This is a genomic window from Pengzhenrongella phosphoraccumulans (assembly GCF_045689905.1).
In the GTDB taxonomy this organism is placed as follows: Bacteria; Actinomycetota; Actinomycetes; order Actinomycetales; family Cellulomonadaceae; genus Pengzhenrongella; species Pengzhenrongella phosphoraccumulans.
In genome coordinates this window covers 1,238,355-1,261,243 of record NZ_CP144210.1, presented here as the reverse complement: position 1 = coordinate 1,261,243, position 22,889 = coordinate 1,238,355, and the positions used below count along the sequence as shown (strand labels likewise).

Here is a 22,889-nt window from a genome sequence, read left to right as displayed (position 1 = left end):
ACGCTACGGTCGCGCGGGCCGGTCGCCGTCGGGCAGGGACGTGCGATGTGGACGCACGGGGAGCCGCGCCGACCGGGGTCGGGCGCGGTCCAGGTCGCTCAGCTGCGGGACGTGCCTACTTGGACGTCGAGGCCCCGGCGCTTGCGGCGACCTTGCTGCCCGATCCCGACGTGCTGCCGGACCCGGACGTGCTGCCCGATCCCGACGCGGCGGCGGAGGTGCTCGGCGCGGCCGCGGGGGTCGAGGTGGAGGAGCTCGAATCGCTCGACGAGCTCGACGAGCCGGAGTCGCTCGACCCGCTCGAGCCCGAGTCGCCGTGCGACATGGTCGCGCCCGCGCTGATCTTGCCGTGGTTGCTCGACCGCGAGTCGTTGCGGTAGAAGCCGGAGCCCTTGAAGACGACCCCGACGCTCGGGAACACCTTGCGGAGGCGGCCGGCGCACTCCGGGCAGATGGTCAGCGAAGACTCGGTGAAGGACTGCTGCGCCTCGAACCGGTGGTCGCACGCGGTGCACGCGTAGGCATAGGTGGGCACAGGTGATCCTCCTTGCGGACTGCCAGCGACTGCTGGCACTCTCCTAGTTCAAGTGCCAATCCTACGTTGTCCCCGCAAGGGGTGCCTCCGGCGGGTGTTCGCACCGGCTCGGAGCGGACCCTCGCCGCCCGCCACGATCGACCGGCTACTCTCGCTGGGTGCCCCGCCGCCGTGCCGTCCGCCTCCTCTTCGTCGTTGCCGGCGTCGTCATCCTGGCGCTCGTCGCCACCTCCGTGCTGGCGCTCGTGGTGGTCCGCCGCCCGCTCCCGCAGACCAGCGGGACGATCGACGTGCCCAGCCTGGCCGCCGAGGTCGACGTCGTGCGCGACGCGCGTGGCGTTCCCCAGATCACCGCCGACTCCCCGGCCGACCTCTTCCGCGCCCAGGGGTTCGTGCACGCGCAGGACCGGTTCTTCGAGATGGACTACCGCCGGCACGTGACCGCCGGCCGGATCTCGGAGCTGGTCGGCGAGAACGCCGATGCCCTCGCCGCCGACACCGTGATCCGCACCTTCGGCTGGCGCCGCGTCGCCGAGCAGGAGTGGCCGCTGCTCGAGCCGAGCACCCGCCAGTACCTGCAGGCGTACGCCGACGGGGTCAACGACTACCTCGCCACGCGCGATCCCGACTCGCTCGGGATCGAGTACACGGTCCTCGGGCTCCAGGTCGACGTCGCCGAGCCCGAACCCTGGGATCCCATCGACTCGCTGGCGTGGCTCAAGGCGATGGCATGGGACCTGCGCGGCAACTACGACGATGAGCTGGACCGCGCCACGAGCTTCGCGTCCGTGCGCGACGTCGCGCGGGTGGACGAGCTGTTCCCCGCCTATCCCGAGGGGACGAACGCCCCGATCCTCGCCGCGGCCGCGGTGACGCCCGCGGCGACGGCCACCCCCGTCGCCGACGGCGCGACCGGCGACCTGCCCGTGGGGGCTTTGACCCCGGGGGACCTGTCCTCCTCGGGGCTGGCCGCCGACGACCTGCAGACCGCGCTCACCTCGGCGCAAGACGCGCTCGGCGCCGTCCCGCACCTGCTCGGCGAGGGCGAAGGCGTCGGGTCCAACTCCTGGGTCGTCGCGGGCAAGTACACGGCCTCGGGCAAGCCGATGCTGGCCAACGACCCGCACCTGTCCATCTCGGCGCCCGGGATCTGGTCGCAGGTCGGCCTGCACTGCCGCACCGTCAGCTCCGACTGCCCGTTCGACGTCGCGGGGTTCTCGTTCGCGGGCTTCCCCGGAGTCGTGATCGGCCACAACGACGCCCTCGCCTGGGGCATCACGAACCTCGGCGCCGACGTCACGGACTTCTTCCTCGAGCGCACCTCGGGGGACACCTACCTGCGCGACGGCGAACGCCAGGTCCTGGCCAGCCGGACCGAGACGATCAAGGTCAACGGTGCGGACGACGTCCAGATCACCGTGCGGTCGACCGAGCACGGGCCGATCATCTCGGGCGTGCTGCCGGACGTGAACTCCGCGCGCATCTCCCCGCTGCCCGACGGCGCCCCCGCGGGCATCTACGAGATCTCGCTCGGCTGGACGGCGCTCACTCCCGGACACACCGCCGACGCCGTGTTCGCGATGGACACCGCCCACACAGCCGCCGACATCAAGGCCGCCGCGACGCTGTTCGAGGTGCCGTCGCAGAACATCATCTTCGCCACCACCGACGGCCACATCGGCTACCAGGCCCCCGGCCGGATCCCGGTTCGCGCCGCAGTGCCCGACGGGCCCGTCCCGTCGAACGGCACGTGGCCCCGACCGGGCTGGGACAGTCGCTACGACTGGCAGGGCTACGTCGACCCGGCGGACATGCCCGCGGTGCTCGACCCGCCGGAGGGGTTCATCGTCGCGGCGAACCAGGCCGTGACCCCGACCGGCTCGGGCCCGTTCCTCACGAGCGACTGGGACTTCGGCTACCGCTCGCAACGCATCCGCGACGTCCTCACCGGCGCGATCGCGAAGGGGACCAAGGTCGACGCGGCCATGACCAGCGCGCTGCAGCTCGACGATGCGAACCCGTACGCGACCATGCTCGTCCCCACCCTGCTCACCGTGCCGGTCGAGTCGGCGTTCGACCGCACCGGGCAGGACCTCCTGCGCGAGTGGGACGGTCGATCCACGACCGAGTCGGCGGGGGCGGCCTACTTCGCCTCCGTGTGGTCGAACCTGCTCCAGCTCACCTTCTGGGACGACCTGCCCGACAGCGCCCGGCCCGACGGCGGCAGCCGCTGGCTCGAGGTCGTGCGCGGCATGCTCGAGCGGCCCGCCGACCCGTGGTGGGACGACCGCACGACCGTCGGCGTCATCGAGGGGCGCGACGAGATCCTGTCGCAGGCGCTCACCTCGGCCCGGCGCGAGCTCACGGTCCAGATCGGCAAGGAGCCGTCCGACTGGGAGTGGGGCAAGCTGCACACGGTGGCGCCCCAGCACCCCGCGCTCGGCGGCGACACGGTCCCCGGCATCATTCGGCGGCTGGTCAACCCGTCCCCGCTCGAGGTCGCGGGCAGCTCGAGCGCCGTCAACGCCACGAGCTGGGATGCCGGCTCGGGCTCGTTCACGGTGACGAAGGCGCCCTCGATGCGGATGGTCGTGGACCTCGGTGACCTGGATGCCTCGACGTGGGTCGTCCTCACGGGTGCGTCCGGACACCCTGGCAGCAAGCACTACAGCGACCAGTTCGGGGCGTGGGCCCGCGGGGAGACCTTCCCGTGGCCCTACAGCGCCACGGCGATCGACGAGGGCGCCGACTCCCGGCTCACCCTACGACCGGTGGCCTGAGCCAGCGCCACCCCTCGGGGGTCGCGACGGCGTCGACCAGGCGGTCGTGCTGCTGGCGCGGCAGCGGTCGAGTGCCGGCGTCGTAGACCTCTTCGGCGAAGACCAGTGCGATCACCGGTGTCCCGGGCCGGGCGTGCTCCAGCGCACGGTCGTACCACCCGCCGCCCTGGCCGAGCCGTGCGCCTGAGGTGTCCACGGCGAGCGCGGGCGCGATGATGACGTCGGCCGCGACGAGGGCCGCGGCGCCGAGCGCCGTCGTCCCGGGCTCGGGCGGACGGCCGGGTGCCCGCTGCTGCAGATCGGCGGCGCCGTCGTACACGGCCCAGTCGCGCTGGAGACCGGTGCCGAGTACCGGGAGGATGATCCGGACGCCGCGAGCGGCCAGCCGTTCGAGCAGGGCCGCGGTGCTCGGCTCGAACGGTCGCGCGACGTAGGCCGCCACGCAGGTGGCCGCGCGGACCTCGGGCATGGTCTCGAGCACCTCGGCGAAGGCCGTGCCGGCCTCGAGGCGGCGCCGCTCCGACCGTGCCTGGCGCGCCGTGCGTATCGCCGCCCGTAATGCGTCTTTTGCGTCTTCGGCATCGATGACGCCGAGGGCAGGGGGATAGGGCTGGGCGGCAGTGCTCATGTCTCCAGTGTCTCCCACCGCGCTGCCGGGGTCCCGCGCCACGCCCGATCGGGGGCCGCCCGGCGCGCTCGGCGTCGGGCGCGGCCGGCGGCGGATAGCCTCGACACATGGCTATACACAAGGCAGTGATCCCGGCCGCCGGCCTTGGGACTCGATTCCTTCCCGCGACGAAGTCGACGCCAAAAGAGATGCTCCCTGTCGTGGACAAGCCCGCGATCCAGTACGTCGTCGAGGAAGCCGTCGCCGCCGGCCTGGACGACATCCTGATGATCACCGGCCGGAGCAAGCGCTCGCTCGCCGACCACTTCGATGCCGCGCCTGAGCTCGAGGCGTCGCTCGAGGCGAAGGGCGACACGGCTCGCCTCGCCCTGGTCCGCGCGTCGACCGACCTCGCCGATGTGCACTTCGTCCGGCAGCGGCAGCCCAAGGGGCTGGGCCACGCGGTCCTGTGCGCCAAGCGCCACGTCGGCAACGAGCCGTTCGCCGTCCTGCTCGGGGACGACCTCATCGACCGGCGGGACCCGATCCTGCCCTGGATGCTCGCGCTCCAGGAGCGCACGGGGGGTTCCGTCGTCGCGCTGCTCGAGGTGGAGCCCGACCAGATCCACCTGTACGGCTGCGCGGCCGTGGTCCCGCTCGAGGGTGGCGGCACCGACGAGGTCCGCATCACGGGCCTGGTGGAGAAGCCCGATACCGCGGACGCGCCGAGCAACCTCGCGATCATCGGCCGCTACGTGCTCAACCCTGCGGTGTTCGCGACTCTCGAGGACACCGCGCCGGGTCGCGGCGGCGAGATCCAGCTCACCGATGCGCTCGCGACGCTCGCGGACCTGCCGGCGGAGGCGGGGGGCGGCGTGTACGGGGTCATCTTCCGTGGTCGTCGATATGACACAGGGGACCGGCTCGACTACCTCAAGGCCGTCGTGCGCATCGCCTCCGATCGTCCTGACCTCGGCCCGGAGTTCCGTCAGTGGCTGACCGAGTTCGTTCCGACCCTGCCCGCGTGAGGTCGGTCCAGGACCAGCTGGCGGCGGTCCTCGAGGCCGTCGGGCCGGTCGAACCCCTGGAGGTCGTGCTGGCCGATGCGGTGGGCTGCGTCCTCGCGGTCGACGTCGTGGCCGAGCGCGGCCTGCCGCCGTTCGCGCTCGCGGCGCACGACGGCTACGCGGTGTCGTCCGCCGACACCGAGCGGGCCGGATCCGGCCTGCCGCTCTACCTGCCGGTCGTCCACGACGTGCACGTGGGTGCGCCGGCGCCGCTGCGGCTCGTGCCCGGCTACGCGGTCCGGATCGAGTCGGGGGCGCCGCTGCCGCTGGGGGCCGACGCCGTCGTGCCGCTCGCGGAGACCGACCGTGGCACGGCCCACGTGCTCGTGCCGCGACCGACGGTGCCGGGCGAGAACGTCCGCCGCGCGGGCGTGGACGCACCCGAGGGTGAGGTCGTGCTCGGCGCGGGGACCCGCCTCGGCGCGCGTCAGGTCGCGCTGGCCGCCGCGATCGGTCGAGGGCGCGTCACCGTGCACCCCACGCCGCGCGTCGTCGTGATCTCGATCGGCGACGAGCTCACCGACCCGGGGTCGCTCCCGCGGGATGGCCGGGTGCACGACTCGAACGGGCCGGCGCTGGTCAGCGCCGTGATCGACGCGGGCGCGCTCGCGATCCGCATCGGCGTCGTCGGGGACGATCGTGCGGCCCTGCGTGAGGTCATCGAGGACCAGCTCGTCCGCGCCGATCTGCTCGTCACGACCGGGGGCCTGAGCGAGTCGACGTCGGACACCGTGAAGGACGTCCTCGCCTCCCTCGGCACGATGCGCTTCGACCATGTCGCGATGACGCCGGGCCACCTGCAGGGGTTCGGGCACGTCGGGGCCGCCGACGGCTCGCTGGTGCCGGTCTTCGCGCTGCCGGGCCACCCCGTCGCCGCGTACGTCTCGTTCGAGGTGTTCGTCCGACCGGTCCTGCGATCGATCGCCGGGCGTCCCGAGCTCTTCCGTCCCTCGGTCGCCGCGGTGGCCACGACGGGCTGGTCCTCTCCCGCGGGGATGCGCCAGTTCGTGCCCGCTCGGCTTTCCGGGACCCCGGACGAGGGGTACCGCGTCACGCCGATCGGCGATCCGGGCGAGCTCTCCGTCGTCACCCTCGCGCGGGCGAACGCGCTCGCGGTCGTCCCCGAGCACGACGCCGTCGTGCATGGCGGCGATCGGGTCCACTGTCTCGTGCTGGAGGCCTGACGTGGCACCTGGATGGCCCGTGGTCCTGACCGACGGCGACGTGCGGCTCCGGCCGCTGCGCCGGCGCGACGGGCGGGAGTGGTTGGCCCTCCGTGCCGCCAACGCGAGCTGGCTCGCGCCCTGGGAGGCCTCCTCACCGATCCCGGTCGTCGGACCCGCCCCGACGTTCGGTGGCTTCGTGCGGTCCCTGTCGACGCAGGCGCGGCAGGGCACGTCGCTGCCGTTCGCGGTCGATCATGCGGGCCAGCTCGTCGGCCAGCTCACCGTGTCCGGGATCACCTACGGTTCGCTGCGCTCCGGGACGATCGGGTACTGGGTCTCGCAGCACGTGGCGGGGCGGGGCGTCATCCCGACGGCGGTGGCCCTGGCGACCGACCACTGCTTCGAGGTGCTCGGGCTGCACCGCCTCGAGATCAACATCCGGTCCGAGAACGCACCGAGCCTGCGGGTGGTGGAGAAGCTGGGCTTCCGGGACGAGGGCGTGCGCGAGCGGTACCTGCACATCGCCGGCACGTGGCGCGACCACCGGACCTTCTCGCTGACGGCCGAGGAGGTGCCCGGCGGGCTCCTCGCACGGTGGCACGCCCGGACCGCCGGGCCGCCGACCGGCTGAATTGCGCGGGTCGGCCGCCGACACGCCGAACAGGCTGCGGCGACGCCGTGCGCTGCACGCCTACCGTCGGAGGGTGCGAGATCCAGCAGGCTTAGTCGCCCTCGCGGCGGCGGCGCTCTGGATCGCGTACCTGGTGCCACATCGCTTGCGACACCGTCAGCAGCTGCTCGAATCGCGTGCCGAAGACCGGTTCTCCGGGGCGTTGCGCGTGCTCGCGGTCACCGGCCGGCCAGGCAGGGACCCGCGCACGAGCGAGGCGCGGTCGACCACCAGTCGCGTCGCAGGGCGCGTCGTACTTCTCACTCCCTGCCGGGGGATCCCGGTGCAGAACCTCGGGGTTGTCGCGGTGACGGAAGGCGGGATCGTGGATCGACCGCACGGGACTCAGGACAGGATCACCGCCGACGCCGCGAGGCGCGCGGCCCAGCGCCGTTCTCGGCGAGCCGCCAGCCTCGCCCGTCGCGGCGCCGCGGCGCGCCGTCGCGGCGTCCTCACGCTCGGCCTGCTGCTGATGAGTGCCGCCGGCTGGGTCGTCGTCGGGCTGACGACCGTCGCGATCGCCGCCGCGATCATCCCCACCGTCGCGTTGGCTGGCGTCCTCGTGCTCGGCCGCCGCGCCGTCGTCCAGGGCCTCGTGGCCGACGCCGCGTGGGAGCGCCAGCGGACCGCCACCGGCGGCGCTGGTCGGGCCGCGACCGCGCCGGTGACCGGACGCGCCTACCACCCGTCGGACGCGCCGACCCAGATCATCGCCCGCATCCGCGACGACACCGTGCCGGAGTCGCTCGACGGGGTGGCCGGCACCGAGTCGGACGGGGCAGGTCAGGACGCCGCGGTGACCGCGGACGCGGCGGCGGACGATGCGGCCTCAGACAGCGCGTCGTCGGACGGCGCCGAGTGGTCCCCGGTCCCCGTCCCGCGCTCCACCTACATGACCAAGGCCGCAGCGCCGCGCCGCGAGCCGATCCCGCTTGTCCTGCCCGAGCTGTCGACGTCGTCGGCTGCCGGGGCGTCCGAGCTCGACGCGACCCCGGAGGCGGAGGTCGTTGAGGAGGATGCCGCTGAGGTGACCGCTCCGGGGTTCGACCAGGACAGCACCCCGCTCGACCTGGACGCGATCCTCGCGCGCCGCCGAGCCGCCGGCTGACCCCTGTCGGCAACCGATCCGGCCCGGTTTCTCGGAATCCGCTCCGTGGGTGCTAATCTTTACCCCGCTTGGGGGGCTGTGGCGCAGTTGGTAGCGCGCTTCGTTCGCAATGAAGAGGTCAGGGGTTCGAATCCCCTCAGCTCCACCAGTAAGAAAGGCCCCTGGCCTGCGGAGACGCAGCCGGGGGCCTTCCTTTTGCCCGTTCCGGCGAGGACCCCGGTCAGGGCGAATCATCCCGGCCTGAGGCAGGCACTCCGCCGCCCCTGGTTGCGCGTGCGATCCATGATCCGAACGTGACGTTCTCGATGGTTCTTAACAAGAACGCGTAAGACGAGAAGCGGCCGATAACCATCGGTCAGGGCCGCTGCGTGGGTCGCTCGATCCGGGTGCCACGGGACTCCGCGCCGAGGGGAAGATGGTGCTCATGAGCACCCGCCTGGGGATCGGGCTCGCCGCCGTTGGCCGGCCCGCCTACATCACGGCCCACCGCGGCCCCGACCTCGGCACGAGTCGGACGGTCGACGAGCTCCAGCGCCATACTCACGTGCTGCTCGACGCGGCGTACGCCGCGGGGCTGCGGTACGTGGACGTGGCCAGGTCCTACGGGCGCGCCGAGGAGTTCGCGGCGCACTGGCTCGCTTCGCGCGGTGCCCCCGATGTCGAGGTCGGTTCGAAGTGGGGCTACCGCTACGTCGGTGACTGGCGGGTGCGCGCCGACGTGCACGAGGTCAAGGACCACTCGCTCGCTGCCTTCCGCGCGCAGTGGCCCCTGACCAGGGACCTGCTGGGTGGTCATCTCGGTCGCTACCTGGTGCACTCGGCGACTCTGGACACGGGAGTGCTCGCGGACACCGACCTGCACCGAGAGCTGGCCATGGTGCGCGAGCTGGGCATCCGGGTGGGGATCTCGACGTCGGGCCCCCGGCAGGCCGACGCGATCCGCACCGCGCTCGACGTCGAGGTGAACGGCGCACAGCTGTTCACCTCGTTCCAGGTGACCTGGAACCCGCTCGAGCCCTCGGTCGGCAACGCGGCGGCGGAGGCTCACGCGCGCGGCAGCCAGGTGGTGATCAAGGAGTCGGTCGCCAACGGTCGGCTCGCGCCGGGCGGGGACGACGGGTCCGCGGGTGTTCGGCACGTCGCGGTGCTCGCCTCCCGCGCAGGGCTGGCGATCGACCAGCTCGCCGTTGCGGCGGCGCTGGCACAGCCGTGGGCGTGGCGCGTGCTGTCCGGCGCCGCTACCCCGGCGCACCTCGCGTCGCACGTGGTCGCCGCTGATCTGGTGCTCGACCCGGAGCTCGTCGCGGAGACGCTCGCCGCGGCGCAGGATCCGCACGACTACTGGGCAGAGCGGTCGACCCGGCCCTGGACCTAACCGGGCGCCGTCTCGTACACGGCCCACGAGTGCGCGGCAATCACGCCGGGATCTCCGGGCTGGGCCTCGCCGGAGGTCAGCAGCCGCTCACCGAGCGCGAGCGGCGGGGTGAACGGCCCGTCGCTCAGGTTGAGGGCGAGCACCAGGTGGTCGTTTCCGTCGGGGGAGTCCGCCCCGATCACCAGTTCCTCGTTCCCGACGTGCAGCACGGTGGTCCGGGCGCGGGCGAGCCACGCGTGGTTGCGATGCAGCCCGATGAGGCGCTGGTGCTCTCGGTACACCGCCCAGCCCTGCGGAGCCAGGCCCGTCGGATCGGGCGGGAACTGGGGCCGGATGGCGTCGTCGCCGCCCTCGCGCTCCTCCTTGACCCCCACGAAGCCCTGCTCGTCGCCCGAGTACACCGACGGCGCCCCCGCCACCAGGAACAGCACCGCGAGCACGTGGGTCACGTGCCGTGGGTCGGTGATCCGGCTCGCGATCCGGGTGACGTCGTGGTTCCCGGCGAAGGTCAGCGGCAGGAAGTCCAGCGCGAACTCGTCGTGCCGTGTGAGGGCCCACGCAAGCTCGAAGAAGTTGCCGTCCAGGACCGAGCTCCACAGGGCCTTCCAGAGCTCGTACTGGGTGACGGAGTCGACCCCCGAGGCGGCGACGTACTCGGGGTAGTCGCCGTGGATCACCTCGCCCATCACCCACACGTCGGGGTGCGCGGCCCGCACGGCGGGCAGCACTCGTTGCCAGAACTCCGCCGGGACGGCGTAGGCCGCGTCGAGGCGCCACGCGTCTGCGCCGCGATCGAGCCAGTGCCCCATCACGGCGGTGATGTGGGCGGCGACCTCGGGGTTGTCGTGGTTGAGGGTGACGAGCGCGCCGTGGCCTTCGAAGACCGCGGGGGCGAGCGTGCCGGAGGCGTCCGGCTCCCACCGGAACCACCGACCCGCGGGGGAGTCCGGTCCGTCCGCGAGCGCCGCCGCGAACCGCGGGTGGCCGCGCCCGACGTGGTTGAAGACGCCGTCGAGCATGATCTTCAGGCCCCGGCTGTGAGCCGCGGCGACGAGGGCGTCGAAGTCGGCGTCGTCACCGAGCCGTGGATCGATGCGGAGGTAGTCGATCGTGTCGTAGCCGTGGGTCTCGGACGCGAAGATCGGCCCGAGGAGCAGGCCGTTCGTGCCGAGCTCGACGACGTAGTCCAGCCAGGCCTCGAGGTGGCCGAGCCGGTGCTGGACCGGTTCGCCGGCCGCGAGCGCGCCGTGCGGTGCCCCCGTGAACCCCAGCGGGTAGATGTGCCACCAGATGGCGTGGTCGGCCCAGGCCGACATAAGGGGCTCCTCGCAACGACTTGGCCCGGCCGACCCGGGCGGCGCCCGATCGTCTCACGCCTCGAGGGACGGGCTATCCGCCGATCGCCCGGCCGATGGCGGCGCTGATCACGATCGCGCTGGAGAGGAGGGCGGTGGCGAGCAGGGAAGGCAGCCGGAGCCGACGGAAATCCCTGATGTCGCGCGCGGCCGGAGCGTCCGGACCGAAAAAGACGCTCTCGGCGTCGTAGGCATCCACGTCAGGTCCTCCAGAGGGTCGATGCGGGCGTCGTCGACCCCCCGGATCGCCCTCCTGTGCACCCACGCGCCAGGCTGGCCCTGCCTTGACGGTAACGCCGCGCCCCGCGATGACGGTAAAGGCGCAGCTGGCTGTCATCCATTCGGACGAAGGCCCGGATCGATCGGCGGGTGCCCCCGTCGCCCTACGATGGCGCCGTGACCCAGACCCGGTGGCTGACCGACGAGCAGCAGGTCGCGTGGCGTGCGCTGATCTCGATGACCGGGACCCTGCAGGCCGTCCTCGACCGCCAGCTCCAGCACACCTCGGGGATGCCGCACGCCTACTACCTGATCCTCGCGATGCTGTCGGAGGCCGAGGGTCGTTCTTTGCGCATGAGCGAGCTCGCGGCGCTGCTGAACGCGTCGGCGTCCCGGACCTCGCACGCGGTCGCGCGGCTCGAGGAGGCCGGCTGGGTGCGGCGCGAACGGCACCCGACGGACGGGCGCGGCAATGTCGCGGTGCTCACCGACACCGGCTGGGACGCCCTGGTCGTGGCGGCGCCGCAGCACGTCGAGATCGTGCGGGCGGCGGTCTTCGATCCGCTCACGCCGGAGCAGGTCGACCAGTTGCGGGAGATCGCGCTCGCCATCTCCGGTGGTCTGGCCGCAGTCGACCGGCCGCGCGGCGCCTGATCCATGCGCCGCCGCCGGCGGCGGTCGCACCGGGTCGCCGCTCTGGCGGTTCGGCACGGTGATCGTCATGTTCACGCGTGCGACGTCGCTCGAGTCGTAGCCGCTGAGCTTGATGGCGAAGGCGAGCCGGTGTCCGTCACGGTCATGAGCCCGTACTGACGGGCCAGGACTCCCGCGGACGTCGGGTAGCGACTGCTCGACCAGGGCCTTTGCGCCCGTCGAAACGGTGCTTCGGACACGGGGCCGGTCCCTGGGCCGCGTGCGCGTCGCCGTGACCGACCAGCCGTGCGGCACCAGTACCGTGGTGTGCCGGGTTGCACCGATCGCCCGGCGCCACGATCCGCGAGGCAGGGGAAACGTGCCCGATCTGATCACCCTCGTTCCCGCCCCCGTCTCGCTCACCCTGGCCGGCGGTCCGGCTTTCCGGTTCCGCCCCGGGCTGCGGCTCGTCGCAGGGAACACCCCCGAGGAGATCTCGCTCGGCGTGCTGGCAGCTGACATCGTCGGGCGCCGGGTCGGCTTCCCGATCGATCTGGTGATGGGCCCGGGCGGCCAGGGGCAGACCATCGAGCTGGTGCTCGACGCCGAGGCGGGCCCCGCCGAGGCGGACCCTGCGGAGCGGTATCGGCTCACCGTCACCGCGGATCGGATCGAGCTCAGGGCGCCCCGAGCGGCCGGGCTGCTGCGCGGCCTGACCACGTTGCGCCAGCTCGGCGTGCGACGAGCGGACGAGTCGCTGGAGATCCCGGCGGTCGTCATCGAGGACGCCCCGCGGTTCTCCTGGCGCGGGCTCAGCCTCGATGTCGTGCGGCACTTCCTCAGCGTCGACCTGGTCAAGTCCGTGATCAGCGTCATGGCGGACTACAAGCTCAACGTGCTGCACCTGCACCTGACGGACGACCAGGGGTGGCGGCTCGCGCTCCCGTCCCGGCCGCTGCTCACCGAGCGGTCCGCCCAGTCCGAGGTCGGCGGCGGTGCCGGCGGGTTCTACAGCGCGGAGGACTACGCGACGCTCGTCGCCTACGCCGCCGCGCGGCACGTCACGATCGTGCCCGAGATCGACATGCCCGGGCACGTCAACGCGGCCCTGCACGCCTACGGCTCGCTGACCGAGTCGGGCTCCGCCACCGGTGCCTACACGGGCACGGAGGTCGGCTTCAGCCAGCTCCACCGGGAGCTGCCGGCCACCCGGGACTTCCTCGCTGACGTGTTCGGTGATCTCGCCGCGATGACGCCGGGACAGTACGTGCACATCGGCGGCGACGAGGTTTTCGGTATCGACCCCGACGAGTACGCCTGGTTCGTGCGGACCGCTCAGGACCTCGTGCGGGCCGCCGGCAAGACCGCCGTCGGCTGGCAGGAGATCGCCGCGACCGAGCTAGACCCGGGCGTCGTCGTGCAGTACTGGGACCCCCGGGAGCCGGCCGAGCCGCTTATCGCGGCCGCCGCCGCTGGCGCGCGGCTGCTGCTCTCACCCGGTTCGAAGGTCTACCTCGACATGAAGTACGACGCCGCGACCGCGCTCGGGCTCGAGTGGGCGGGGCACATCGAGCTCCGGGACGCCTACGAGTGGGAGCCGGCCGACCTCATCCCCGGGCTGCCGGCCGAGTCGATCCTCGGGGTCGAGGCCGCGGTCTGGACCGAGACGATCACAACGCCCGACGAGCTGTTCACCATGCTGCTGCCCCGGTTGGCCGCCGTCGCCGAGGTGGCGTGGTCGCCCGCAGCCAGTCGCGACTGGGCGGGGTTCCGGGAGCGCATCGCCGGTCAGTCCCATTCGTGGGACCACGCCGAGCTCGCCTGGTACCCGAGCCCTCAGGTCGACTGGTTCACGGGGCCGACGACGGGGCCGACGACGGGGCCGACGACGAGGCCGGGCGCCTGACCGGTCCGCTGCCGGCCCGGGATCACACCCAGGTGGCGAGCCACATGTGCAGCCGCCAGAACGTGTACGGCACGACCTGCGCCGTCCAGATCGGGTAGAAGAACGCGCTCACGACGACGACGAGCGCCAGGTAGCCGCCCACCCACCACGCGCCGCGACGCCGCCGGGCCGGGTCGGCGTCGGGCGCGCCGAGCACCTTGCCGATCGCGTAGGTGAGCGTGAGGATCATCCACGGCGCGAACGCGATCGAGTAGAAGGTGAAGATCGTGCGGTGCGCGTACGCGAACCACGGCAGCCAGCCGGCGACGATCCCCGACAGCGCCGCGCCGGCCCGCCAGTCGCGGGTCCGCACCAGCCACCAGATCACGGCGATGATCGCCACGCTGGCGCCCCACCACAGGATCGGGTTGCCGAGCGAGGTGATCGCCTGCGAGCACCGGTCCGCGCCGCACGCCGCGTTCGCGGGCACCGGGGTCTCGTAGAAGAACGACGTCGGCCGCCACTGGATCGGCCAGCCGATCGGGTGAGCGGAGTACGCGTGCGCGGCGGCGAGGTTGTTGTGGAACTCCCACATGTCGTTGTGGTACTTCCACAGCGAGCGCAGGGACTCGGGCAGCCAGCCCACGCCTTCGCCCGGATGGGTCGCCGCCCAGTCGCGCAGGTAGGCGCCCGGGCTGCGGAACCAGCTGAACCAGCTCGCGAGATAGGTCACGACGGCGAGCGGCACGAGCGTGACCGCCGCCAGGGCGCCGTCGCGCAGGATCCCGGCCGGGAGCCAGTGCCGGACGCCGGCGGCCCGCCGCGCGGTCACGTCCCACAGGACCGTGAGCAGCCCGAAGACGGCGAGGAAGTACAGGCCCGACCACTTGGTGCCGATCGTCAGGCCGAGCAGGACCCCGGCGGCGATGCGCCACCACCGGACCGACAGGACGGGACCCCACGCGGTCAGCGTGAGGCCCGCGTCGAGCCGACCCGCGACGCGCGACGCGAGCCGCCGTCGGGCCTGCTCGCGGTCGATCAGGAGGGCACCGAACGCGGCGAGCGCGAAGAACATCACAAAGCCGTCGAGCAGGCCGGTGCGCGAGTGCACGATCGCCTCACCGTCGATCGCGAGCAGCCCGCCGGCGATCGTGCCGAGGAGGGTCGAGGCGAAAAGTCGGCGCGCGATCCGGGCGAGCATGAGGACGCTCAGCGTGCCGACGATCGCGGCCGACAGACGCCAACCCACCGAGCTGGCAGGCCCCGTGAGGTCCATGCCGAGCGCGATCATCCACTTGCCGACCGGGGGGTGCACCACGTAGTCGGCGCGCGACAGGAACGTGTTCACGTCGCCGGCCTCGAACGCGGGGTTCGGGTCGGAGCCCCAGCGCGCCTCGTAGCCGACGCGCAGCAACGTGTACGCCTGCTTGACGTAGTACGTCTCGTCGAACACCAACCGGTGCGGGCGGCCGAGGTTCGGGAACCGCGCCGCGGCCGCGAGCGCCGTCACGAGCAACGGCCCGAGCCAGCCCCACAGACGGTCGCGACCGGTCGAACCCAGGCGCAGCGTCGCGTCGCCAAGCAGGCGGCGCAGGAGACGGGTCTCGGTGGGTTCGGTGGGTTCGGTGGGTTCGGTGGGTGTGGGGGGATCCGCGGGCTCGCCGGCGTCGGTGAGCCCGGGCAGCGCCGGGTCCGGGGGTACCTCGCCCGCGTGCCGCGGGTCGGGGCGTGGCTGGCCGACGGCGGTCTCCACGTCGTCCGGCCGCTCGGCCGACGCCTCGCCGCGGTGGCGTGCGTGCGGAGTCGAAGGCTGGTCACCTGCCCCCGGGCTGATCGTCACGCCGTCATCGTAGGGGCGCGACCTGGGCGGCGCCGCCGACCGGTGCGCCGCGGCATGGGAAACTTCACGCCATGACCGCCGGCCACCTTGTCCTCGCTGCGACCCCGATCGGCAACGTCGAGGACGCGTCCCTGCGCCTGCGGCGTCTGCTGGCGGAGGCCGACGTCGTCGCCGCCGAGGACACCCGTCGGCTGCACGGCCTCGCCGCGCGGATGGGCGTCAAGATCGGCGGTCGGGTCGTGAGCTTTCACGAGCACAACGAGGTGGCCCGCGCGGGCGAGCTGCTCGACGTCGTCCGCGGGGGCGGGACCGTCCTGGTCGTCACCGATGCGGGGATGCCGACCGTCTCGGACCCGGGTTTTCGCGTCGTGGGGGCGGCGGTCGAGGCCGGGCTGCCCGTGACCGCTGCGCCCGGTCCGAGCGCCGTGCTCACCGCGCTCGCGCTGTCCGGGCTGCCGACCGACCGCTTCTGCTTCGAGGGCTTCCCGCCGCGCAAGGCCGGCGAGCAGGCCCGCGCGTTCGCGGACCTCGCCGGGGAGCGCCGCACGATGATCTTCTTCGAGTCGCCGCGCCGGCTGGCGGACACCCTCGTGGCGATGGCGACCGGGTTCGGGGCCGACCGGCCCGCGGCGGTGTGCCGTGAGCTGACCAAGACCTACGAGGAGGTCGTCCGGCTCCCGCTCGGTGAGCTGGCGGCCTGGGCTGCGGGCGTCGAGGTGCTCGGCGAGATCTCGGTCGTCATCGGCGGGGCGCCCGCGCGCACCGCGTCCGTCGCGGACGTCGTCGGGGAGGTCCTTGCCCGGGCCGACGGCGGCGAGCGGCTCAAGGACGCCGTCGCGGAGGTTGCGGAGGCGTCCGGGGTGGGCAAGCGCGAGCTCTACGCCGCCGCGATCGCACAGCGCTCGCGGCCCGCGCACGGTTGACCCTGCGGCCTTGACCCGCGCGGCCTTGACCCGCGCAGCCTTGACCCGCGCAGCCCTGACTTGCGCAGCTCTGTCTGGCGTAGCTGATCCGTGCTCGACCCCGGTCCCGGCCGTGACACGTTCCCGCGGGAACGGGTCGAGCGGATCAGGCGGCCCCTGACGGGACGAGCTCAGCACCCGCCTCGGCCATCGCCGCCCGCGCCGTCGCGCCCTGCTCGGGACTCACCGGCGCGGTCAGGTCGGTGAGCACGCGGGTGCGGAACCCGAGGGTGAAGGCATCGATCGCCGTCGCGCGCACGCAGTGCGACTCGGCGAGGCCGACCACGTCGACGGCGTTGATCCCGGCCGCGGCCAGGATGATCCGCAGCGAGCGGCTCTGGCCGTCGACCCCCTGGAAGCCGGAGTAGGCGGCGAGGTACGCGCCCTTCTTGACCTGGGCGTCGGGGAACAGGTCGACGAGCGCTGGGTGCAGCTCGGCCTCGGCCGTGCCGGCGACGGCATGCCGAGGCCAGGTGTCGACGAAGTCCGGCACGGCCGGGGCCTTCGCGAAGTGCTCGCCCGGGTCGACGTGCCAGTCCTGGGTGGTCACCACGAGGTCGTAGCGCTCGCGGTTGCCGCGGACGTACGACGCGATCGCCGCCGCGACGGCGTTGCCGCCCGCGACGGGGAGCGAGCCTCCCTCGCAGAACGCCGGTTGCACGTCGGCGACGATCAGGGCGCGGTGGGTCGGCGGGTGCGCCGGTCCGGATCTGGGACGGTCTGTCGTGCGGGGCATGAGAGTCCTCCTCGGCCAGGTCGTGGTTGCTACAACGCCACCGGTCGGCCCGGACTTCCCGGATCCGGTCCGCGCAGCCACCGACCCGCCGGGCGACTCGGACGCCGTCGGCCACGAGTACCGGTCGGTAGCACCCGCAGGCGACTAGCGTTCGGTCATGGAGTTCCGACGCATCCCGGGCCTGCCGCCCTACGTGTTCACGATCATCGACGGGATCAAGCTCGAGGCCCGGCGCGCCGGTCGCGACGTCGTCGACCTCGGCTTCGGCAACCCCGACCTGCCGTCGCCGGCGATCGCCGTCGAGAAGTTGGGCGAGGCGGCCCGGAACCCGCGCAACCACCGTTACTCGGCGTCGCGCGGCATCCCCAAGCTGCGTCAGGCGGTCGCCGACCACTACCTGCGCTCGTTCGGCGTCGAGCTGGACCCCGACCGCGAGGTGCTCTCGACGATTGGTGCCAAGGAGGGGTTCAGCCACCTCATGTGGGTGCTGCTGCAGCCCGGCGACGCCGCGATCGTCCCGACGCCGAGCTACCCGATCCACATCTGGGGCCCGTACCTGGCCGGCGCGGACACGCGGCAGGTCCCGATCGGCGGCGGGACCGACGGCGCGGGGTACATCGACCGCGTCATGGAGTCGTGGGAGCTGGGTTGGCCGCGCCCGCGCGTCGTCGTCCTGTCGTTCCCGCACAACCCGACGACCACGACCGTCGAGCTGGCTGACCTGCAGCGCCTCGTGGACTGGGCGCGCGAGCGGGACGTGGTGCTCGTGCACGACTTCGCGTACGCCGACGTGTCGTTCGACGGCTGGCGGCCGCCGTCGATCCTGCAGTGCGTGGGTGCCAAGGAGGTCGCCGTCGAGCTGTACTCGATGACGAAGTCGTTCTCGATGGCCGGCTGGCGGGTGGCGTTCCTCGTGGGGCGGCCGGACGTGGTCGATGCGCTCGCAAAGCTCAAGAGCTACCTCGACTACGGCACGTTCCAGCCCATCCAGATCGCCGCGACTGTCGTGCTCCAGGAGGCGGGGACCTACCCGTCCGAGGTCAACGCGGTCTACGAGTCGCGGCGCAACGCGATGGTCGACGGCCTGGGGCGGATCGGGTGGGACGTCCACCGGCCGCGCGGCACGATGTTCGTGTGGGCGCGGATCCCGCAGGCGTACCAGGACATGGGCTCGATCGAGTTCGCCACGCACCTGGTCCGCCAGTGCGACGTGGCGGTCTCGCCGGGGATCGGGTTCGGCCCCGGTGGTGACGACTACGTGCGGTTCGCGCTGATCGAGAACGAGCAGCGGATCGGCCAGGCGGTCCGTGGCCTCCGCAAGGGCCTCACCCGCCTGACCTGACCCCCGCCCCGAGCGCGCGGCACGGTCAGTCGTGACCGCGCGGCCTTCCGTGCGGAGCATGTGCCGCATGAGGGGCGTGAGTGCGGATCGGGATCCGCGCGGCCTCACTCGCCCCGCGCGCCACATGCTCCGCGCGGAAGGTGGGAAACGCGCCTGTTGAACGGGCCGCCGGCGAGGTTGACCGACTCGATTGGTCGACCGGCCCGGCTCTGCCCGGAGCGCCGGCCGCCCGACGTGCCGACGTGCCGACGTGCCGACGTGCCGACGTGCCGACGTGCCGACGTGCCGACGGGTCCACGTGTCGACGGGTCCACGGATCGCCGGGCGACAGGGCGGTAGTCCAGTGCCGCGAGAACGTCGGCCGTCCACGGCTGAGCAGTTCGACGCCGGATCCACCGGCCTGCCCCATCCCGCTCCCGCGGTCGCTTCGGGCCGTGAGGATCCCTCGATGACCGTGCTGGACCGGCTCGCGGAGATGGGTGGCTGTGCGCGTCGCGCACAGATCGCACGCGGCTCTCGGGAGCTCGCGGAGCTGCGATCCCTCGTCGAGCGCGGCGCTGCGACTCGAGTCGCTCGAGGCCTCTACTCGCTCCCCGGCACGAGTGCCGCTGTCGTCCTGGCTCGGCGTGCGTCCGGACTCCTGACCTGTGCATCGGCGGCGTCGGCTATCGGGCTCCCTCTGCTCGTGCCTCCCACGGCGGTGCATCTTGCTGTGTCCGGTCACTCGCCGGCCCCGCGGCAAGGGGTCGTTCCGCGGGGGTCGGTGCTGCACTGGGAGTCCGGGCTCACGGTGCCGGCAGAGGACCGAGACATCGTCGCGCCCGTGTCGATCGCACTCCTGCATGCGTTGCGGTGCCTGCCTGCCCGTGAGGCGATCGCGCTCGTGGACGCCGCTCTGAACCGACGCCTGACCACTGTCCCGGAGCTTGCCGCGCTGCGGCCACGAGCGGGGAAGCTTGTCTTTGACGGATTGCTCCGCGCAGTCGACGGACGGAGCCAATCGATTCCGGAGACGTTCGCGCGGATCGCGCTTCGCGCGGCGGGGTTCGCTGTCGAACCGCAGGTGCTGATCTTGGGTGTTGGCGCCGTCGATCTCCTGGTGGAGGAACTCGTTGCCGTGGAGCTCGACGGGTTCGCGTACCACGGTGACCGGGCGCAGTTTCGAGAGGACCGACGGCGGGATCGGGCGCTGCAGCTCATCGGCGTTCCCGTGCTCAGATTCACCTACCACGATGCCGTGGGCGCGGTGGATCGGCTGGTCGCCGAGGTCGAATCGCTCGTGAGACAGCTGAGGGGTGCTCGCCGGAGGCCGCTTGACCGAACCCTTCGGCGCGGAGCACGTGACTGGTGAGGCGGGAGTGGCCGATCGGTAGGCGCACACGGCTCCCCGCTGCCCACCCGTCCCATGCTCCGCACCGACGGTCCGCAGGACGGCTGAGACGAAGTGAGCCAGACTCGGCGGGGAGCGACGGAGCCACACCGGCGTGGGCGTGGCTCGTCCGAACCGCAGACCGACGACCGTCAGCCACCCCGAAGGTGGGCGACACGGGGGATGGCATGAGGCGTACAGCACACAGACCGGATTCGCGCGGGCCGGGCGGGACGGCCGGGGCGCGTGGTCGGGCGGGAGCGGGTCGGGTGCCGGTCGGGCTCCGGCGGACCGTACGGATCGGCGCGGGTGCGGCGGCCTGCGTGGCACTGCTGGGTGGATGCCTCGGAGTGAGCGAGACGCGGACCGCCGCACCGACCGGCACCGCGTCCGCAGCACGGGCCTCAGCGAGCCCCCCGACTCCGACTCCGACAGCGTTGCCGAGTCCCGCTCAGACGATCACCGAGGTGCCGTTCGTGCAGGTCACCGGCACGCGGGACGTCGTGACCGGGCTCCCCGCTCCGTGGGGCCTGGCGTTCCGCCCGGACGGGTCCGCGCTGGTGACGCTGCGGGGCGAGGCGCGCGTGGTCGTCGTCGGCCCGGACGGTGGGACGACACCGGTCGACGGACCCGGAGCCGTCGACCTCGCCGCGACCACCGCCCCAGCGGGGGAGGCGGGCCTGCTGGGCGTCGCGATCGCCCCGGCCGGCGGGGCGCATGCCAGCGAGGTCTATCTGTACCGGACCGTCGCGAACGGCAACGAGGTCGTCCGAGCGACCCTGAGCGGGCACACGCTCGGCGCGCTCCAGCCCGTCCTCGACGGCATCCCGAAGGCGGGCAACCACGACGGTGGTCGCCTCGCGTTCGGCCCCGACGGCTTCCTCTACGTCACCACCGGCGACGCCGGCAACCCCGCGAACGCTCAGGACCCGGCGAGCCTGGGCGGCAAGATCCTGCGGCTGACGCCCGACGGCGATCCCGCGCCGGGCAACCCGACCCGCGGCTCGCCGGTCTGGACGCTCGGCCACCGGAACGTCCAGGGTCTGGGCTGGGCGCCGGACGGGCGCATGTTCGCCTCGGAGTTCGGCCAGAACACGTTCGACGAGCTCAACCTCATCACCCCGGGCGCCAACTACGGCTGGCCCGTGGTCGAGGGGACCGGCGGCGCAGACCGGGGCTTCACCGACCCGCTGGTCACGTGGCCGACGTCGGATGCGTCGCCGAGCGGTCTCGCCGTCACCGCCGAGGGGGTCTACCTCGCGAGCCTGCGCGGCCAGCGGCTCTGGCGGGTGCCACTCACGGCCGACGCCGTCGGCACACCCCAGTCGCTGCTTGCGGGCGACCTGGGCCGGCTGCGAGCCGTCGTGGCGGCACCGGACGGGTCGTTGTGGGTGATGACGAACAACACGGACGGGCGCGGCAGCCCGCGTGCGGGTGACGACCGCATCGTGGCGGTCACGGTCGGCTGACCCCGGCCAGGGCTGCGACGCGCCGGCACGCGCGTCGGCCCACGCGCCCCACCGCCGCGATACGCACTCCTGCCCGGTGCGCGCCCCGCCCTACGATGACCCCATGCCCGAGCCCCGCAAGCCCTTCTACCTGACCACGCCCATCTACTACGTGAACGACGCCCCCCACATCGGGCACGCGTACACGACCGTGGCTGCCGACATGATCACGCGCTGGCACCGTCAGCGGCAGGAGCCGGTCTGGTTCCTCACCGGCACGGACGAGCACGGGCAGAAGGTCATGCGCACCGCGCAGGCTCACGGCGTGACCCCGCAGGCCTGGGCGGACCAGCTGGTCGAGGCGTCCTGGAAGCCCGTGCTGGATGTGCTCGACGTGCGCAACGACGACTTCATCCGGACCACGCAGGACCGGCACACGACCCGGGTCCAGACCTTCATCCAGGACCTGCACGACAAGGGCGAGATCTACGCCGGCTCGTACGAGGGTCCGTACTGCGTGGGCTGCGAGGAGTACAAGCTCCCGGGCGACCTGGTGGCGGGCACGGGCGAGCACGAGGGCGAGCTCGTCTGCGCGATCCACGGCAAGCCGGTCGAGATGCTGGCCGAGCAGAACTACTTCTTCAAGATGAGCCAGTACACCGACCGGCTGCTCGCGTTCTACGACGCCAACCCGAATTTCGTGCAGCCGCCGAGCGCGCGCAACGAGGTGCTCGCGTTCGTGAAGCAGGGCCTGCAGGACCTGTCGATCTCGCGCAACACCTTCGACTGGGGCATCCCCATCCCGTGGGACACCACCCACGTCCTGTACGTCTGGTTCGACGCGCTGCTCAACTACGCGACCGCCGTCGGCTACGGCAGCGATGACCCCGCCGAGGCCGAGCGGTTCGCGCAGACCTGGCCCGCCGACGTCCACCTGGTCGGCAAGGACATCCTGCGGTTCCACGCGGTGATCTGGCCGGCGATGCTGATGGCCGCGGGGCTCGAGCTGCCCAAGCAGGTGTTCGCGCACGGCTGGCTGCTGGTGGGCGGCGAGAAGATGAGCAAGTCGAAGCTCACCGGCATCGCACCGAGCCAGATCATCGACCACTTCGGCTCGGACGCGTTCCGGTATTACTTCCTGCGCGCGATCCCGTTCGGCCAGGACGGCTCGTTCTCGTGGGAGGACCTGTCAGCGCGGTACAACGCCGAGCTCGCGAACGGCTTCGGCAACCTCGCTTCGCGCGTCGCGGCGATGGTCGCGAAGTACTTCGGCGGTGCCCTGCCGGCCGCGGGCGAGCCCGGCCCGGCCGAGCTCGCCCTGGCGGCGGTTGCGGCCCAGGCCGTGGTCGACGCCGAGGACGCGATCGACCGCCTCGCCCTGCACGAGGTGATCGGCGCGGTCTGGACCATCGTCGAGGCGACCAACGGGTACATCACCGAGCAGGCCCCGTGGCAGGTCGCCAAGGATCCCGCCGAGCGCGAGCAGGCATCGACCGCCAGCTCCCTGCCCGACGACGACGCCCCGTTCCGTCAGGGAGGTCGCCTCGCCACCATCCTGGCGTCCTCCGCGGAGGCGCTGCGTGCGCTCGCGGTCCTGCTCAACCCCGTCACGCCGCGGGCCGCCGCCCAGCTGTGGACGCTGCTCGGCGCACAGGCCCCGCTCGGCGCGCTGGACGACCAGCCGGTCGCCACCGCCGGGGTCTTCGGCCAGCTCCCGCCCGGCACCCAGATCACGAAGGGTGACTCCCTGTTCCCACGCCTGGAGGACCCGAAGGACCCCCTGGCGTGACCG

General features: G+C 72.6%; 20 protein-coding genes, 1 tRNA gene and 1 pseudogene. 16 read left to right on the top strand and 6 right to left on the bottom strand.

Translation table 11 applies throughout. The annotated features are described in order from the left end of the window. Positions 1–119 precede the first annotated feature (119 nt). A complete protein-coding gene (locus tag VTA80_RS05845; RefSeq protein WP_407345854.1) occupies positions 120–380 on the top strand; it encodes a hypothetical protein in 261 nt (86 codons plus the stop codon). Between the two features lie 14 nt (positions 381–394). On the opposite strand, the pseudogene VTA80_RS05840 reads toward VTA80_RS05845, so the two are convergent. Beyond that, positions 395–535 (bottom strand): annotated as a pseudogene (locus VTA80_RS05840) (FmdB family zinc ribbon protein); the annotation flags it as partial. Between the two features lie 158 nt (positions 536–693). Between VTA80_RS05840 and VTA80_RS05835 the strand changes: the two are divergent. Then, entirely contained in the window at positions 694–3,315 is a 2,622-nt protein-coding gene (locus VTA80_RS05835) for a penicillin acylase family protein (protein WP_407344454.1), read from the top strand. Here the strand turns inward: VTA80_RS05835 and VTA80_RS05830 are convergent. Next, entirely contained in the window at positions 3,293–3,943 is a 651-nt protein-coding gene (locus tag VTA80_RS05830) for a 5-formyltetrahydrofolate cyclo-ligase (RefSeq protein WP_407344453.1), read from the bottom strand. The two genes, VTA80_RS05835 and VTA80_RS05830, sit on opposite strands and share 23 nt — an antisense overlap. Positions 3,944–4,050: 107 nt before the next feature. Here VTA80_RS05830 and galU point away from each other — a divergent pair, with 107 nt between their 5' ends. The 6 genes from galU (at position 4,051) to VTA80_RS05800 (ending at position 9,308) form a co-directional block, all read left to right on the top strand. Further along, positions 4,051–4,950 carry a UTP--glucose-1-phosphate uridylyltransferase GalU gene (gene galU / locus VTA80_RS05825; protein WP_407344452.1) on the top strand — a complete coding sequence of 300 codons (900 nt, stop codon included), beginning with the start codon at positions 4,051–4,053 and terminating at the stop codon, positions 4,948–4,950. Further along, positions 4,947–6,173, top strand: a complete 1,227-nt coding sequence (glp, locus tag VTA80_RS05820) for a gephyrin-like molybdotransferase Glp (RefSeq protein ID WP_407344451.1) — start codon at positions 4,947–4,949, stop codon at positions 6,171–6,173. The genes galU and glp overlap by 4 nt, the downstream gene beginning before the upstream one ends. Position 6,174: 1 nt before the next feature. Then, on the top strand, positions 6,175–6,786 hold the full coding sequence (locus VTA80_RS05815) for a GNAT family N-acetyltransferase (RefSeq protein WP_407344450.1): 612 nt from the start codon (positions 6,175–6,177) through the stop codon (positions 6,784–6,786). A 364-nt stretch (positions 6,787–7,150) separates the two neighbouring features. Beyond that, complete coding sequence (locus VTA80_RS05810) at positions 7,151–7,933, top strand: hypothetical protein (protein WP_407344449.1); 783 nt, start codon at positions 7,151–7,153, stop codon at positions 7,931–7,933. Positions 7,934–8,005: 72 nt separating this feature from the next. Continuing rightward, a tRNA-Ala gene (locus VTA80_RS05805) sits at positions 8,006–8,081 on the top strand. Between the two features lie 276 nt (positions 8,082–8,357). Next, on the top strand, positions 8,358–9,308 hold the full coding sequence (locus tag VTA80_RS05800; RefSeq protein ID WP_407344448.1) for an aldo/keto reductase: 951 nt from the start codon (positions 8,358–8,360) through the stop codon (positions 9,306–9,308). Here the strand turns inward: VTA80_RS05800 and VTA80_RS05795 are convergent. Both VTA80_RS05795 and VTA80_RS05790 read right to left on the bottom strand, forming a co-directional pair. Then, positions 9,305–10,624 (bottom strand): alpha-amylase family protein, encoded by a 1,320-nt coding sequence (locus VTA80_RS05795; protein ID WP_407344447.1) that lies wholly within the window; start codon positions 10,622–10,624, stop codon positions 9,305–9,307. The two genes, VTA80_RS05800 and VTA80_RS05795, sit on opposite strands and share 4 nt — an antisense overlap. Positions 10,625–10,697: 73 nt before the next feature. After that, positions 10,698–10,862, bottom strand: a complete 165-nt coding sequence (locus VTA80_RS05790; RefSeq protein ID WP_407344446.1) for a hypothetical protein — start codon at positions 10,860–10,862, stop codon at positions 10,698–10,700. 197 nt (positions 10,863–11,059) lie between these two features. Here VTA80_RS05790 and VTA80_RS05785 point away from each other — a divergent pair, with 197 nt between their 5' ends. Together VTA80_RS05785 and VTA80_RS05780 are read left to right on the top strand one after the other, a co-directional pair. Further along, entirely contained in the window at positions 11,060–11,536 is a 477-nt protein-coding gene (locus tag VTA80_RS05785) for a MarR family winged helix-turn-helix transcriptional regulator (RefSeq protein WP_407344445.1), read from the top strand. A gap of 358 nt (positions 11,537–11,894) precedes the next feature. Beyond that, positions 11,895–13,421 carry a family 20 glycosylhydrolase gene (locus VTA80_RS05780; RefSeq protein ID WP_407344444.1) on the top strand — a complete coding sequence of 509 codons (1,527 nt, stop codon included), beginning with the start codon at positions 11,895–11,897 and terminating at the stop codon, positions 13,419–13,421. Between the two features lie 22 nt (positions 13,422–13,443). Here VTA80_RS05780 and VTA80_RS05775 read toward each other — a convergent pair whose 3' ends face one another. Further along, complete coding sequence (locus VTA80_RS05775) at positions 13,444–15,240, bottom strand: dolichyl-phosphate-mannose--protein mannosyltransferase (protein ID WP_407344443.1); 1,797 nt, start codon at positions 15,238–15,240, stop codon at positions 13,444–13,446. Positions 15,241–15,311: 71 nt separating this feature from the next. Between VTA80_RS05775 and rsmI the strand changes: the two genes are divergently transcribed. After that, positions 15,312–16,163: a 16S rRNA (cytidine(1402)-2'-O)-methyltransferase gene (gene rsmI, locus VTA80_RS05770; protein ID WP_407344442.1), complete on the top strand. Its 852-nt coding sequence runs from the start codon at positions 15,312–15,314 to the stop codon at positions 16,161–16,163. A 145-nt stretch (positions 16,164–16,308) separates the two neighbouring features. On the opposite strand, the gene VTA80_RS05765 is transcribed toward rsmI, so the two are convergent. Then, positions 16,309–16,938, bottom strand: a complete 630-nt coding sequence (locus tag VTA80_RS05765; RefSeq protein ID WP_407344441.1) for an isochorismatase family protein — start codon at positions 16,936–16,938, stop codon at positions 16,309–16,311. On the opposite strand from VTA80_RS05765, the gene VTA80_RS05760 reads away from it, so the two are divergent. From VTA80_RS05760 to metG, 5 genes are all read left to right on the top strand, one after another. After that, on the top strand, positions 16,937–17,086 hold the full coding sequence (locus VTA80_RS05760; protein WP_407344440.1) for a hypothetical protein: 150 nt from the start codon (positions 16,937–16,939) through the stop codon (positions 17,084–17,086). The two genes, VTA80_RS05765 and VTA80_RS05760, sit on opposite strands and share 2 nt — an antisense overlap. 9 nt (positions 17,087–17,095) lie before the next feature. Continuing rightward, the gene (locus VTA80_RS05755) at positions 17,096–18,280 is read left to right on the top strand and encodes an aminotransferase class I/II-fold pyridoxal phosphate-dependent enzyme (protein ID WP_407344439.1); all 1,185 of its coding nucleotides are present in this window, start codon (positions 17,096–17,098) and stop codon (positions 18,278–18,280) included. An 823-nt stretch (positions 18,281–19,103) separates the two neighbouring features. Next, positions 19,104–19,631 (top strand): endonuclease domain-containing protein, encoded by a 528-nt coding sequence (locus VTA80_RS05750; RefSeq protein ID WP_407344438.1) that lies wholly within the window; start codon positions 19,104–19,106, stop codon positions 19,629–19,631. A gap of 485 nt (positions 19,632–20,116) precedes the next feature. Further along, the gene (locus VTA80_RS05745) at positions 20,117–21,118 is read left to right on the top strand and encodes a PQQ-dependent sugar dehydrogenase (protein WP_407344437.1); all 1,002 of its coding nucleotides are present in this window, start codon (positions 20,117–20,119) and stop codon (positions 21,116–21,118) included. A 103-nt stretch (positions 21,119–21,221) separates the two neighbouring features. Continuing rightward, positions 21,222–22,886, top strand: coding sequence for a methionine--tRNA ligase (gene metG / locus VTA80_RS05740; RefSeq protein ID WP_407344436.1), 1,665 nt, complete (start codon positions 21,222–21,224; stop codon positions 22,884–22,886). The last annotated feature ends 3 nt before the right edge of the window (positions 22,887–22,889 follow it).

Excerpts from the sequence above, each read along its gene's own strand:
- metG (WP_407344436.1), top strand. The coding sequence starts at position 21,222 with ATGCCCGAGCCCCGCAAGCCCTTCTACCTGACCACGCCCATCTACTAC.
- VTA80_RS05755 (WP_407344439.1), top strand. The coding sequence starts at position 17,096 with ATGGAGTTCCGACGCATCCCGGGCCTGCCGCCCTACGTGTTCACGATC.
- VTA80_RS05800 (WP_407344448.1), top strand. The coding sequence starts at position 8,358 with ATGAGCACCCGCCTGGGGATCGGGCTCGCCGCCGTTGGCCGGCCCGCC.
- VTA80_RS05760 (WP_407344440.1), top strand. The coding sequence starts at position 16,937 with ATGAGAGTCCTCCTCGGCCAGGTCGTGGTTGCTACAACGCCACCGGTC.
- VTA80_RS05795 (WP_407344447.1), bottom strand. The coding sequence starts at position 10,624 with ATGTCGGCCTGGGCCGACCACGCCATCTGGTGGCACATCTACCCGCTG.
- galU (WP_407344452.1), top strand. The coding sequence starts at position 4,051 with ATGGCTATACACAAGGCAGTGATCCCGGCCGCCGGCCTTGGGACTCGA.
- rsmI (WP_407344442.1), top strand. The coding sequence starts at position 15,312 with ATGACCGCCGGCCACCTTGTCCTCGCTGCGACCCCGATCGGCAACGTC.
- VTA80_RS05765 (WP_407344441.1), bottom strand. The coding sequence starts at position 16,938 with ATGCCCCGCACGACAGACCGTCCCAGATCCGGACCGGCGCACCCGCCG.
- VTA80_RS05830 (WP_407344453.1), bottom strand. The coding sequence starts at position 3,943 with ATGAGCACTGCCGCCCAGCCCTATCCCCCTGCCCTCGGCGTCATCGAT.